This is a genomic window from Dactylosporangium sp. CA-233914, from assembly GCF_050942935.1.
In the GTDB taxonomy this organism is placed as follows: Bacteria; Actinomycetota; Actinomycetes; order Mycobacteriales; family Micromonosporaceae; genus Dactylosporangium.
This window is the reverse complement of the sequence record NZ_CP192030.1, coordinates 10739869-10752163: the sequence shown is the minus strand read 5'-3', so window position 1 is coordinate 10752163 and position 12295 is coordinate 10739869. Positions and strand designations below refer to the sequence as shown.

13 protein-coding genes and 1 pseudogene are annotated in these 12295 nt (G+C 70.1%); 7 read left to right on the top strand and 7 right to left on the bottom strand.

Translation table 11 applies throughout. The features are described from left to right. Nucleotides 1–122: 122 nt before the first annotated feature. The 3 genes and pseudogenes from ACQPY0_RS47795 to ACQPY0_RS47785 all read right to left on the bottom strand — a co-directional run. The gene (locus ACQPY0_RS47795; RefSeq protein ID WP_432976763.1) at nt 123–680 is read right to left on the bottom strand and encodes a hypothetical protein; all 558 of its coding nucleotides are present in this window, start codon (nt 678–680) and stop codon (nt 123–125) included. 79 nt (nt 681–759) lie between these two features. Continuing rightward, nucleotides 760–2340, bottom strand: coding sequence for a DUF2637 domain-containing protein (locus tag ACQPY0_RS47790; protein WP_432995691.1), 1581 nt, complete (start codon nt 2338–2340; stop codon nt 760–762). 972 nt (nt 2341–3312) lie between these two features. Then, a pseudogene (locus ACQPY0_RS47785) lies at nt 3313–3945 on the bottom strand (DUF6884 domain-containing protein); the annotation flags it as partial. Between ACQPY0_RS47785 and ACQPY0_RS47780 the strand changes: the two are divergent. Next, nucleotides 3944–4069: a hypothetical protein gene (locus tag ACQPY0_RS47780; protein ID WP_432995925.1), complete on the top strand. Its 126-nt coding sequence runs from the start codon at nt 3944–3946 to the stop codon at nt 4067–4069. The pseudogene ACQPY0_RS47785 and the gene ACQPY0_RS47780 overlap by 2 nt on opposite strands. A gap of 248 nt (nt 4070–4317) precedes the next feature. Here ACQPY0_RS47780 and ACQPY0_RS47775 read toward each other — a convergent pair whose 3' ends face one another. The 4 genes from ACQPY0_RS47775 to ACQPY0_RS47760 form a co-directional block, all read right to left on the bottom strand. Further along, entirely contained in the window at nt 4318–5256 is a 939-nt protein-coding gene (locus tag ACQPY0_RS47775; protein ID WP_432976760.1) for a hypothetical protein, read from the bottom strand. Between the two features lie 146 nt (nt 5257–5402). Then, nucleotides 5403–5963 carry a hypothetical protein gene (locus tag ACQPY0_RS47770; protein ID WP_432976757.1) on the bottom strand — a complete coding sequence of 187 codons (561 nt, stop codon included), beginning with the start codon at nt 5961–5963 and terminating at the stop codon, nt 5403–5405. Between the two features lie 83 nt (nt 5964–6046). Continuing rightward, nucleotides 6047–6472, bottom strand: coding sequence for a hypothetical protein (locus ACQPY0_RS47765; RefSeq protein WP_432976754.1), 426 nt, complete (start codon nt 6470–6472; stop codon nt 6047–6049). 85 nt (nt 6473–6557) lie between these two features. Continuing rightward, the gene (locus ACQPY0_RS47760) at nt 6558–6953 is read right to left on the bottom strand and encodes a hypothetical protein (protein ID WP_432976751.1); all 396 of its coding nucleotides are present in this window, start codon (nt 6951–6953) and stop codon (nt 6558–6560) included. A 152-nt stretch (nt 6954–7105) separates the two neighbouring features. On the opposite strand from ACQPY0_RS47760, the gene ACQPY0_RS47755 reads away from it, so the two are divergent. From ACQPY0_RS47755 to ACQPY0_RS47730, 6 genes are all read left to right on the top strand, one after another. Continuing rightward, the gene (locus ACQPY0_RS47755; protein ID WP_432976748.1) at nt 7106–7384 is read left to right on the top strand and encodes a recombinase family protein; all 279 of its coding nucleotides are present in this window, start codon (nt 7106–7108) and stop codon (nt 7382–7384) included. Nucleotides 7385–7669: 285 nt separating this feature from the next. Then, nucleotides 7670–8131: a hypothetical protein gene (locus ACQPY0_RS47750; RefSeq protein ID WP_432976745.1), complete on the top strand. Its 462-nt coding sequence runs from the start codon at nt 7670–7672 to the stop codon at nt 8129–8131. Next, the gene (locus ACQPY0_RS47745) at nt 8128–9588 is read left to right on the top strand and encodes a relaxase/mobilization nuclease domain-containing protein (protein ID WP_432976742.1); all 1461 of its coding nucleotides are present in this window, start codon (nt 8128–8130) and stop codon (nt 9586–9588) included. The genes ACQPY0_RS47750 and ACQPY0_RS47745 overlap by 4 nt, the downstream gene beginning before the upstream one ends. Nucleotides 9589–9599: 11 nt before the next feature. After that, on the top strand, nt 9600–10613 hold the full coding sequence (locus tag ACQPY0_RS47740) for a hypothetical protein (protein WP_432976739.1): 1014 nt from the start codon (nt 9600–9602) through the stop codon (nt 10611–10613). After that, entirely contained in the window at nt 10610–10999 is a 390-nt protein-coding gene (locus tag ACQPY0_RS47735) for a DUF4913 domain-containing protein (protein ID WP_432976736.1), read from the top strand. Before ACQPY0_RS47740 ends, ACQPY0_RS47735 begins: the two co-directional genes overlap by 4 nt. Before the next feature lie 81 nt (nt 11000–11080). Then, nucleotides 11081–11497, top strand: a complete 417-nt coding sequence (locus ACQPY0_RS47730; protein WP_432976733.1) for a hypothetical protein — start codon at nt 11081–11083, stop codon at nt 11495–11497. The last annotated feature ends 798 nt before the right edge of the window (nt 11498–12295 follow it).

Sequence of the window (12295 nt, the reverse complement as noted above, 5' to 3'; positions counted from 1 at the left end):
GTGGTCGTTCCTCCTGCCGCCGGCTGTCGGCCGGCACCGCTCGATGTCGCTCCGAGCGTGCTCGGCGACCGTGGATGCAGCGGTGACCCGTAACGCTGGGGTCGTGACGGATAGCGTCTCCGTCAACCCTGCGATTCCAAGCCAGCTCGCTCGCGCTCGCGGGCCCGTTCCCATTTCCACATCGCAAGGTCGTGATCGTGGGCCCGCCGAGCAAGTTCCCACCGCCTGCTCCGGACGCCGTATGCACGATGGCCGTGCTGCTCGCACCAGGTTGAGGGAAGTGCACCCGGCGAGTAGCCGGTGCCAAGATTGCACCTGACGCACAGCGGCCCGGCGGGCGCCTCGTCGGTGTCGGGAAAGGTCCGCTCATACCGGTCGGAGCCGCCAATCGCCAGGATGGTCGCCCGCTGCAGGGCGGGCAGCAGCACGGCCGCCACCGCGCCGGTGATGAATGTCGGCAGCCGAATCCCGCCTGGCCGGACAGGGTCGGTGTCGAGGGCCCGGTCGATGATTTGGGCCAGGAACTGGCCGAGGTCGGTTCCGTACAGGTCGAACTGCCACTCCTCGTGGACGAGGGGCTCCCCGGGGAACGGTTCGGTCGATGCGACAACGAAGAGTTCTCCGTAGCCGGGGTTGTCGACGTACAGCTCGAACCCGGCCGGATAGAAGATCATGCCCATGGTTGTCTCGCTCTCGCGCGGTGGCGGCCCGGAGACCCTGTTGGTTCTGTTGCGTGCTTGCCGCGACGGGCCGACGCGTTCAGGCGCCGTCGACTCGCGAGCGGGCGAGTTCTCGCAGGACTCGGGAGCCGTAGTTGTTGGTGTTGAACGCGACGTCGAGCTCCTTGCCAGTAACGGGCACCCCCTGCGCGATCCGGTCCTGGGCGTAGGCGAGCATCTGCGTCCGCAGGGACGCACCTGACCCACCTCGCCGGGCCTTTGGACCAGCAGCGCTGCCCGCACGAGAAGTGCTGCCGCGCTGACCGTTGCTGCGGTTACGAGTCCCACGACGGGCGGTAGAGCTGCGGGGCTTTTCGGTCTCGTCTCTGGCTCTGGTCTTGCGGCCAGCAGGCGTTTCGTCTCCCACTTTCGTCTCAGGGCCGACGGACGCCTCGTCTCCCGGCTTTGTCTTGTCGCCGACGGTCGTCTCGTTTCTCTCGCCCGTCTCGCTGCCGCCGGTCGTCTCGTCTCTCTCGCCCGTCTCGCTGCCGCCGGTCGTCTCGTCTCCCCGGCCTGTCTCGCTGCCTTCGGTCGTCTCGTCTCGCGTGTGCGTCTCGCGGCCCACGGTCGTCTCGCTCGTCTCGCCCGTGCTGTCTCGCAGCGGCGCGACGGTTCTCGAGGCTTCGTCGTGCGGGGCCTGACCCGTGGAGCGGGTGTCGTGCCCAGGAAGGTCGTCGACTGCCTGCTCCGGGCTGTCGGGGCTTGCCGTAGCTGGGCGCGACGCCGGACGTCCACGGCGAATCGCTTTTCGGGCCAGCTTGGCTGAGCCGTGTTGCTCGATCGCGTCGACAGCGGCGCGCCAGGCAAGGTCGGTGGTGGTGTAGCCGTCGCGGACCGTCAGCAACCAAGCGATGCGGGTGATCGGGCGCATGTGCAGCCATCGGGCGAGTCCGAACCGGGGCCGGGCGGGCGGGAGTTTGCCTTCGGCGCGCAGCCGGGTGCGGTGCCGGTAGGTCGACAGCAACTCCCAGAGGATGACGCCGGTCAGGGACATCAGCCCGTAGGAGACGGCCTCGCCAGTCGGAGCGAAGTTCGGGCCGGCTGCGTGCCAGTAGTTCATGACCGCAGCCCCCGCGGCGAAGCCCCAGGTGGCAGCGCGGAACAGCAGCGACGAGTCGCCGGCCGCGCGGGCGCGCCAGTCCAGTCGAGCCACGTAGGCGGTGGATAGCTCGAACCCGGCGGCGAAGACGATCGCAGCCGGGAGCGGCCAATGCATGACGTCCATCGCGAAGCGGATCTGCCCGACCCAGGCGACCGCCATCGGAAACATGATCGGCAGGCTGAACAACGCCCACTCCGCCACCCGGGGGACCACGGTCGTCAGCCGCGCCCAGCGGGCAGCCCGGCGGGTCTGCCGACGTTTGCGGCGCTCGCGCTGTTCGCGCTCGGCGGCGTCGCGCTCACGGCGAGCCGCGGCGCGGCGGGCGTCCTGTAGCTCCAGTTCCAGCTTGGCCGCGCGAGCGCGCCGCTCGACCTCGGCGTCTGCGTTGAGCCGGTCCTGTTCAGCCCGGCTGATCTGGCGCAGCGTCCGCGCGTCGGTGACCTCCGCTAGTACCGGCCTCGCGGCCGGTCGCGTGTCGCTCGGCTCGGCGTCGGCGGGGTGGCTGGTCAGGGTGGTCACGGCGTGGTCCTTCCAGTTCGGCGCTGTGTCCGGGCTGCGGTGCTCTGGGATGCAGCGGAGGTGCGGAGGCTCTGGTACGGCTGGCCGTAGCGCTTCCGTCAACGCTGGCTGCGCTACAGACCTGGTGGTGCACAGTGATGGTGTCGGCGAACCGTTAGCGGACCCGCTACGGGTCGAGGCATTTGCCCTGGTGGTGGCCCAGGTGGTCGAGTCCGGCCACGTGCTTCCTCGGTGCGGGCGCCGCCGGCGGCGGCGTTCTTCAGTCGTAGCGGTGGGTGGAGCTCGTACAACGGGTGGCCACGGGTCCGCCGCCCCGGACCGGCCCGTCGCGGCCGGATCATCGCTTGGAACCGGAACGACAGGCGTAGCGGTGGGTGGAGCTCGTACAACGGGTGGCCACGGGTCCGCCGCCCCGGACCGGCCCGTCGCGGCCGGATCATCGCTTGGAACCGGAACGACAGGGTTGCGTGAGCGGCCCGCACGGCCCAGCCCGCGGCGTTGCGGCGGTTGCCCTCCCGTCCGTCGCGTGCCCGGCCTGGTCGCTGGGTCTCGGGTTGGTCGGGGTCGGTCAGCGCGAGTGGAGCGGCGGGCGTGGCCTGGTGTGCTGCTGCGGGCGAGCCGTTCGACCATTGCGCACCAACGATGCAACTCCTGGCGGCGGGCCTGGATCACCGCGCACTGCGGGCAATTCAGCGGCTCCTGGGTCGTCACCCAGCCGTTTCGCCGCCGCCGCGCCCGACAGGCCGGGGTCGGCGTACGCGGGGGTGTGAGGCGGGCGAGGTCGAGGTGGATGGGACCGCCATAGGCGCCGATGACGTGCCGCTCACCCGTCACGCTGTGGTGCGACCGGGGCGGCACGGCGTTGGCTCGAGGAGCGGGCACGATCGTGGTCAGTCCGGCCGTGAGCGCCGCGAGGCGGCGCAGCTGTTCGCCGATGCCACGAGTGCCGTCCAGCGGGCAGGTCGCGTGCGGCCAGACGAACCGGGCGAGGTGTGCGTACGACGCCGGAGCGAGGACGACGACGTTGGGGACGTCCAGCAGGCCGAGCTGTTCAGCCTGTTCGCGCAGCCCGTCCCGGGTAACGGTGTGCTTTTGGCCGAACCGCGCGTCGTAGCGCAGCAGCATGTCGGACAACTCCACCAGGCCGTACCAGGCGGACAGGATCATCACCCTGGTGCCCGGGGTGGAGATCGCCTCGGCGGCGCGACGGGCCGCCTGGTGGTAGCTGCCGACATACAGCTCACCGGCCGGTGCTTCGATGCGGTCCGCTTTCCGGGCCCCGCAGACGACGATGATCAAGCGTTGCGGTGCCGGTGCCGGTTCCGGGAGGCTGCGTTGGCCGGCGGCGTACTGCTGGTGCTCGGCGACGGTCCAGCCCAGCCACGCCCAGCTCGGCAGCCAGGTCCGGCCGTCGGGGAAGGTGGTGCGGTATCCCCGGCCATGTCGCCAGGCGGCGACCGCAGGTCCGGCCGAGGGATGCAGCAGGTCGTTGCGGATCCGCCGGGGTCCGCCGCCGTCGACGTCGACCAGGGAGGTCTTGGGCCCGATCGAGCGGAGGATGCCGTCGCCTTGACCGCCGTCCGGCGCCGGGAGCGAGCCGGGCATGCAGCGGACCCGCTGGCCGGGCGTGACCGTGCCCGGCCCGGTCGGCAGCGGCACCTCCATGCAGGTCTCGGTCGGCGTCGCGAGCGGGGTGCTGGGCTGCCAGCCGGGCGTGACGGGGGCGTGACGGTTGACGGTGCCGTTGCGGTAGGCGGCGGCGTGTGGCCGGCACACGGTGACCTGCCCGCCGCCGGACAGGCTGAGCTTCAGCGTCGCCCGGTTCGAGCAATCCGCGCACGCGTACGGGTTCGGGTGCGCGAGCCGCTCCTCGGCCAGGACGGCGGGCTGGGCGGACTCGGGGTGGGTGCTGGTCACGGTTGGCGCTCCAGAGCTCGGGGCCGGCCCTGGCAGCGGGGCCGGCCGACAGCGGGATGGTTACCGGAGGTTCCGGGCCGGGCAGTCCAGCTCGTTGTGCCGATCGGCAGTCGGGCCGCAGACGGCACCGGCGAGCGCCCAGTCGAGCTCGGCGCAGGTCTCGGCCGGCTCGTGCAGGGTGCGGATTCGGGTCCGGTCCTCCGCCGCGTCGCAGCGCCCGGTTTCGTCCCACTGGTTGCCACGCCACGGGCGCCGGGAGCCGGCCAAGGGCGGGTAGGCGTAGATCGGGTGCCCGCAGTGCCTGCAGGTGGCCACCTGGGTTCCGTCGGCGTAGCACTCGCGTGTGCCCGCCCGCAGCGCGATCGTGGTGGCAGCGCTGTCTTGCAGGATGCGGTGGACCTGCTCGGTGTGCGGTCCGCAGGCCGCGAGCGTGTGCCCGCGGCGGGCGAGCACGATGTTGACGGCCGTGACCGAGCACTCCTCCGCGTCGCAGGGCATGGTGGCCGGTTCGTTCGCGTCCAGGCATCGCTGGCACCGTGCCTCGGGAGCGTGTGCGCGCAGGCACGGCTGACGCGCGGGCTCGTGCGGGGCCCGAGCGCGGTGTTGGAGGTCGACGAGGTTGTACCCGCACCTCGTTTCGCCTTCGGGGAGCAGCAGGTCCGCGACCGCGGTGCCGTCAGCGCGCACGTGGACCGCGGTCACCGTCGCGGCGGCGCTGATGCCCGAAGCGGCCACGCTGTCGCCGACGCGGACGGGGATGCTGTACGCGCCACGCGGGAGGATCACCGAGCGGCTCGGGACGCCGCTGCGCCACGCACCGCGGGCCGTCAACTCGATGCCGCTAACCTCGAAGTCGCCCTGGTGATCGGGCCGGACCGAGGTGACGTCGAGGGCGAAGCCGACGGCGAGGGTGCGGTATGTGTGGCCGCTCTTGGCCGCGCCAGGGGATACCGTGATGCGGTCCCCGGGCCGCAGCCCGTACACGTCAGTGCTGGTCATGCTGGGCTCCTTCATGTGGTCGCAGAGTGGCCGAGCCGCACGAATCCGTCGCGATGTCGGCAGCTGACGCGTCATAGGAGGACCCGTGCGTCAGTGGGTTGGCGGGTTCGGCTCGGGTGACGAAGAGTTGGTGGATTCGGCGCAGGTCAGCTGTCGACTTCGCCGAAGTCCTTGGCGTTGAAGTGGGCACCGTCAAGGCGCGCCGCTGCGGCGTACAGCGAGAGGCCGATGTCCTGGAGGTCGGCGGTCATCCCGTGCAGGTAGACGACCAGGGCCCGCATCGGCTGTGGCGCGGCGCCCCACTCCACGACGAGGAAGTCGGTGAGGAACTCGCGTGCCTGCTCGACCAGCGGCGTGGCGTGTGTTTCGCCCACGAGCTCGACTGCGGCGGCGACCATCGCGGATCGAAGATGGTAACCACTGCGACGCCGATCGCGGCGGACGGTCCACTCGACAAAGCCCAGCTCGCGCATGACGAGACGTCGGGCCTGGCCGTCGGTGACTCGGTGGTCTGCCAGGCGTCGTACCGTCGCCCGCAGGATGGTCGACTCGCCGAAGACACCGGTCTGGAACGGGCACGCCAGGCGGCACGGGGCGTTGCGGTTCGTGCCGCAGCCGACGCAGTTGCCGTTGTGGTCGTACTCGGTAACGGGGGTGGCAGCCCGCCCGTTGGAGCGCTCGGGTCCATGGGTCGTGGTTTCGGGCATTGCCGGCCGCCTTTCGCGCTGAGGAGCGGGTTTGACTGGTTGTGGGAGTGCCGCGTGGCAGCGCTTCGCGCAGGCCGGTGGTCCTAGCTGCGGTCCAAGGGCAGGTACCAGCCGCCGCCCAGCTCGCCGGGCTCGAACAGAGCCGCTCCGCGCTCGCGGTAGACCGCGGTGAGCAGCCGGTTGATCTCAGCGAGTTCCGCGTACGGGTCGCCGTCACGCTCGCCGAGCCACAGACGCTCCCCAGGGTCGTCCGCGCCCTGGGACACTTCGCCGTCCTCGTCGGGCCACAGCGGCCGACCGTCGCCGGCGAGATCCCATAGGATGATGCGGTCGTCGTCATCGTCGCTGGGATGGTTGAGGTACGCCATGACGGCGTCGGGGTAGCGGCGGTGGATGCGGGTGATCACCTCATCGAGGAGGGCGGCGGCGGTGTCACGCTGACAGTCGTGGCTGCTGGCCGGGTGAGCGGCAGGTGCGTCGCCGGCCGCCGGGGCTGCTTCGTTCGACATGGGTTCCTCCAGACAGAGCGCGGGATCGGGTGGCCGGCTGGCCGCGCAGGACCTCATCGCGTACGCGGCCAGCCGGAGCGCAAGGTCAGCCGTCGAGCCGGGCGGACGCCGTCGCGCCATCGCCGGACGGGGCGGTCTCGGCGGCGGGACGGACAGCGATCTCCGCGAAGCGGGCGGTCTTGATCGACCGGAACGGCTCCGTCCAGGAGCTGCGCGGGTCAGCCGCGTCGCGGATGGCACCTTCGGTCGTGTGCTCCACGGCGGCGTTGAGTCGACCGATCCGCACGATGACACCGACACGCCACCGTCCCCGCGAGTCGATCGCCGCGACATCGCCGAGCTTGAGGTCGGTGCCGAAGGTGAATCCGGCGGCCTCCACCTGGTCGCGGTTGGAGTAGCACGCCACCAGACGCATCAGGTCTTCGATGGGCGGCGCCGTGGGACGGCTCTGACCGGCGTCGGAGGACGTAGGGTTGGTCATTGGAAACACCTTTCGCAGTGGTGGTTGTTTCCGCAGCCCGGCCGGTGTTCCAGCACCTGTCGGGCGCCTTCACCACAAGCGTATAATAAATGGTATAGACAAGTCTAGGGGTGGGCTGTCTTTTCTCAGACCTTTTTCTGTACGCTGCAGGGATGCCGCAGAACGAACCCCGCCCGACCCGACCCGAGGTCGCTGAAGGGATGGCTGCCGCCCGCGACCGCGGCGTACGGCTCGGGCGACCGCCCGCAGCGCTTCCCGAGGGCGCCCCGCGAGCGGCTGAACTCCGCGCCGCCGGCAACTCGCTGGCACAGATCGCCGCCGCCCTCAACGCCGAACAGGTCGCGACGCCGTCCGGGCGCGGGCAATGGACGAAGAGCAGCGTCCAGTACGTGCTGACCCGCTACGACCAGGAGCGCGCCGAGGAGGCGTAGCCAAGCAAACGCCGCGCCCGCCGACGCATCCATGAACCGACGCATCGGAATGGATGGCTCACGGCCGGCAGCCACCGCCAGGCGCGCCTCGCCATTGCCCATTGGTGCCGGCGCAGCCGACCCGTAGCGCCCTGGAACCAGAGTGGATGGACTCCCGCTGAGTTGCGGGAGCAAGTTATAGGCTCCGGTTACCGGAGCGACGGTTGACCGGGCGCGGTCAGCCGTTGAGCAGCGACGATGCGTCGTCGCTGGGTGGACCCGTCGTAAGCGCTAACGGTGTCGGCAATGGCGGTCGGCGACCGTGGCCTGGTGATCGAGCAACACTCGCCGAAGGATGCCAACGCGTCGCCGCGTTCCGGTCGTGGCCGCGACCGGCGCCACCTCTACCCTGGGCGGCCCGCACGAATCGCTCCGCGGTACACCGAGCAGGAGATCGCCGACATCGCGGCGGCAGCCGCCGCCGCGGGGCTGACGCCGACCGGGTTCGTCGGCGAAGCCGGCCTGGCCGCCGCCCGCGGTGACCAGCCGACGACGTTAGGCCGTGAAACCCTCGCGCAGCTTCAGGTAGAACTGTTCGACGCCCGGGTCGCGGTCGGGCGGATCGGCACCAACCTCAACCAGGGCATCACGGCGCTACACGCCACCGGCGACGTACCGGCCTGGCTGGCGCGGGCCGCGGCGCTGTGCGAGCAGCGGATGCGGCGGGTCGATGACGTGATCGCCCGGATCGACCGGGCCCTGCGATGATCCCCAAGATCGGCCGAGGCCGTCGGGTGCACGGGCTACTGCGCTACCTGTACGGGCCGGGGCGACGCGAAGAGCACGTCGATCCGCACCTGGTCGCCGCGTGGGACGGCGCCGGGCCGCTGTCGAGCCTCGAGCCGCCGATCGGCCCGGACGGTAAACCGGATCTGCGCAAGCTCGTCGACCTGCTGGAGCAACCGGTGCGGCGCGGGGTCAACCCGCCACGCCAGCCGGTCTGGCACTGCTCGATCCGCACCCACCCCGAAGACCGGTGGCTCACCGACGAGCAGTGGGCGCGAATCGGCGCCGAGGTCATGGCCAAGGTCGGACTCGCACCGCACGGCGACTCCCGCGCAGTTCGATGGGTCGCCGTACGGCACGCCCCGGATCACATCCACATCGTTGCGACGCTCGTTCGGCAGGACCGGCGCACAGCGTGGGCACGTAACGACCGATGGCTCGCCCAGGCGGCATGCCGAGACCTTGAGGAACGCTACGGGTTGCACCGGGTCGGTCCCGCTGACCGCACCGCACACACCCGACCGACCACCCGCGAGGTGCATAAGGCCGCCCGCACCGGTCGGCGTGAACGCCCTCGCGACCAGCTGCGCCGCCAGGTCCGCCACGCCGCCGCCGTCGCCGACAGCCAGGAGCAGTTCTTCGCGCTCCTGCGAGACACCGGGCTACTCGTTCGGACCCGAACAAGTGAAGTGCACCCCGGGCAGGTCACCGGTTACGCCGTGGCGTTGGCGAGCCACACCACAGCTGCGGGTCAACCGATCTGGTACGGCGGCGGCCGGCTCGCACCTGACCTCACGCTGCCGCAGCTGCGTCGTCGCTGGGGTCAACCCACCGGCTCGGTCCCGCCGCCTCCACGGCTGGTCCAAGCCGAGCTGTATGACGACGCCGCCAGCGCGGTTCGCGCCGCTGCCGACCTGATCGGACAGCCGGGCACGGATCGAGCGGCTGCGAGCGCCGCCGCGTACGCCGCGGCCGACACGCTCACCGTTGCTGCCCGCCTACTGGAGGGTGATCAGCGCGGTCCGCTGCACCGCGCGGCCGAGGCCCTCGACCGGGCCACCCGAGAGCCGTACCGGCGACCGCTGCCGTCAACCGGCCGCCGAGGAGCGCTGCGCTCGATGTCGCGGCGCCTGCGGCTGGCCGGAGAGCTCAGCGACAGCAACGCGACAGTCGCCATGCTCCGGCTGATCCGCAACATGTCGATGCTCGCCGACTCCCTCGCCGAGCTGCGTAACGCCCAACGTCGTCTGCACCAGGCACGCGCCGCCCGTACCGCCGCGCGGCTCCTGCGATCGGCCAGCACCCGCAACAGCATGCCCCACGGCCACATCCCGGACGTGACCGCAGCACCGCCATCAACGCGGCCATCAACCATGCCGCCAACGCGCCCCAACGATTCTCGACGCCAACCCGGGCCGGGCGTCGGCCACGGCAGATAGGGGAAAGGCTGATGGACCTCGGACAGGAGCAGCACCCAGACATCGCTGCGGAGATCACCCAACGCGCCGGCCAAGCTCTGGCGGTCCTCGGGACCCTCGGCGAGGCCCTGGCCCGACTCGCCGCCGAACAGCGCCGCCGCAAGCAAGGACGGGAGGAAGCGCAGGCGCAAGCGCAGCAGCGTCAGCAGGAACAGGCTGGGAAGCTCCGCGAGCACAGCGACCGGCTCGCCGAGTACGCCGCCCGGCAACGCGCGACGCACGACCGGCGCCTCATCAACCAGACGCTCGACCCGAACTGGGTCGCCACCGCAGACCTCTACGACCTCGCCACCGTGTGGCGGACCGCTCGGCTCCGCGAAGAGCAGTTCCCCGAAGCACGCGCCGCCGCGGAAACGGTCGAAGACCGGCTCCGGGACATGTACCCGCGGCCGATGCACCTGTACGACGAGGCCGTACGCAACGGCACCCCGCGCGCCGACGCGATGCGTACCGCCGCAGAGCAGATGGCCCATACCCCGATGATGCGGCCATACGGTCCGGGAACCCGAGCCGGCGCCCTCGGCACCAGCGATGAGCCTCTCGTCGGTCCGGCCGCTTTCGATACAGCGGTCGCCGACGAACAGATCCGCCTCACCACCGGGATCGACCCGACCGATTACCTTGCCGAACTGCACCGGCTCGGGCCAGGCGGCGACGCCGCCGTCGAGGCACTCCGTGCTGCGCTCGCCGAGCGTGCGGGCCAGGAAATCGCGCACGGTCTCGCCGACGCAGCAACACCTGACAATCCGGCCACGAAGGGCGTCGACGAACACGCCGTCGACGGCATGCCGGACAATGCAAACCACATCGGCGCCGCCAGCCGCGATACCGCCGCCACGAAGCGCAACGCCGCGCAACTGGCCGGCGAGTGGTACCCCAGCGGGCTGAACCATCCCGGCGCCATGCCACGTGATGTCGCCCGCCGCACGCCCGCAACCGCTGTCCCCGCGAACACCGCGGGCCGCACGGCCGGACTGGCCCGATGACCACACCGGCGCCCACGAGCGCGACCGAGCAGGAGCAGCACCCGCCGCTGTACCCCAGCCTCGAAGCCTGGGTGATCGGCTACTTCACCCCGATGTTCCTGCACCGCATCCCTGGCAACCCCCGACTGCGCTGGTGCGCCGAGTGGTGGGACCACGCCGAAGCCATCGCCCGACTCACCCTCCTGTGGACCAGCTGGGAAGCCGCCCGCTGGCAACCCGAAGCCAAAGCCGGCTGGTGGCTCGACTTCGACCACCACCTGCAAATCCTGCTCGCCGTCGACGGCCCGTTCCGCAACTGTCGCCAGCCCGAAGGCACCAGGGCCGGAAAACACGAGCCGCCCGCCCTCCCCGACGTTTCACCAGCGCCAACGGACTGGTGGGACTAACTCGACAGCCATGCGCCCTGCACGGCGAACAAGCTTTGCGCCCCTGGGCGGACACGTCAACCTCTGCGAAAGGGCACAACCATGTCAACCACACCGGTCACCCTGCGCGACCTGCTGCTCGGCATCACCGAAACCCTGCCCGCGACAGTCAATCCCGACGACAGTTCTGTACTGCGGGCGCTCTCGCTCGCCGCGCACGCAGCAACCGCTACCGCTGAGGGACCAGCCGCGCAAGACTGGGCGTTCTACGCTGACGCCGTCAAGCATGCGGTCAGGGTGCTGGAAGTCGACCATGCCCACACCGCGTCTGTGATACACCCCGCGCCTACGGCCGGACCAGACAGTATCGAACTCCGCCGAGCGACCATCGGACTGGTCAAACGTCTCGCCGACCTCTATGCAACGGCAGCTGCAGATGCGATCGGTACCGAACATCAGCGGAACATCTGGTCACGCGTCGCGCACTACCTCGACGACGCCGCTGCCGAGTTGGCATAGCCGATATGCAGTTTGTGGGGCACTCGGCGAACTGACACCTCTTTGCTGGCAGCGCGCTCCGAACATCCCAGTGCGCTCGATTGCATACCTTCGCCACCTCCAGCCCGGTGGGCCCAGCGAGCGGAGGGGGACGAGCGTGGCGCTTCGGCATTCGTGACATTTATGACTCTACGGTCAGGTGCAGGGCGCCGATCATGGAGCCAGCTGCAACGAGCCCGGCCAGCAGGGCTGATGGCCAGCTTTTTGTTTCCGCAAATGTGAGGGTTCCCACTACAAATATGGCGTGCGAGGCTGCGGTCAAAATCACCATCCATCGCAAGGGGATAGGCGCGGCACCAGATCGTGATTTGCGCATTTCTGCGCCTCCTTTCGACTGCGTGTCTCTATTTTTCAGTGCCCTGAGCTCACCCTTGACGAACCGCTCCAAATTTTGCCGATCCAATACAGTCTTTTACAGGCGCTTACAGAAGTGCGCCCTCTCCGGACCTAGCTTGGACCGGCGTGGGATCCTGATGCGCACCATGGCAAACCACGCTAACAACCTACGAGGTCCTGGTGAGGACGCCGCTCTTCAAGCGTTGCGTGACGCTTTGCAGCGGGCACTCCTGCACGGCGGCGAGCCGAGCCTCCGTGACATCGCGAGACGAACGCATGGGGCGATCAGTCATACAACAGTCGCGGGCGTACTTCGCTGCGACCGGGTACCGCGCTGGGGCCACGTCGAGGTCACCGTGGTAGCACTCGGGTTCGAAGTCGATGAGTTCCAAAGGCTCTGGCGTGTAGCACGCGAGGCAGAGA

Coding starts and splice junctions, on each gene's coding strand:
- ACQPY0_RS47755 (WP_432976748.1), top strand. CDS start 7,106: ATGCCGCAGAACGAACCCCGCCCGACCCGACCCGAGGTCGCTGAAGGG.
- ACQPY0_RS47760 (WP_432976751.1), bottom strand. CDS start 6,953: ATGACCAACCCTACGTCCTCCGACGCCGGTCAGAGCCGTCCCACGGCG.
- ACQPY0_RS47735 (WP_432976736.1), top strand. CDS start 10,610: ATGACCACACCGGCGCCCACGAGCGCGACCGAGCAGGAGCAGCACCCG.
- ACQPY0_RS47775 (WP_432976760.1), bottom strand. CDS start 5,256: ATGACCAGCACTGACGTGTACGGGCTGCGGCCCGGGGACCGCATCACG.
- ACQPY0_RS47795 (WP_432976763.1), bottom strand. CDS start 680: ATGGGCATGATCTTCTATCCGGCCGGGTTCGAGCTGTACGTCGACAAC.
- ACQPY0_RS47765 (WP_432976754.1), bottom strand. CDS start 6,472: ATGTCGAACGAAGCAGCCCCGGCGGCCGGCGACGCACCTGCCGCTCAC.
- ACQPY0_RS47730 (WP_432976733.1), top strand. CDS start 11,081: ATGTCAACCACACCGGTCACCCTGCGCGACCTGCTGCTCGGCATCACC.
- ACQPY0_RS47745 (WP_432976742.1), top strand. CDS start 8,128: ATGATCCCCAAGATCGGCCGAGGCCGTCGGGTGCACGGGCTACTGCGC.
- ACQPY0_RS47770 (WP_432976757.1), bottom strand. CDS start 5,963: ATGCCCGAAACCACGACCCATGGACCCGAGCGCTCCAACGGGCGGGCT.
- ACQPY0_RS47780 (WP_432995925.1), top strand. CDS start 3,944: ATGCAGCGGACCCGCTGGCCGGGCGTGACCGTGCCCGGCCCGGTCGGC.
- ACQPY0_RS47750 (WP_432976745.1), top strand. CDS start 7,670: ATGGCGGTCGGCGACCGTGGCCTGGTGATCGAGCAACACTCGCCGAAG.
- ACQPY0_RS47740 (WP_432976739.1), top strand. CDS start 9,600: ATGGACCTCGGACAGGAGCAGCACCCAGACATCGCTGCGGAGATCACC.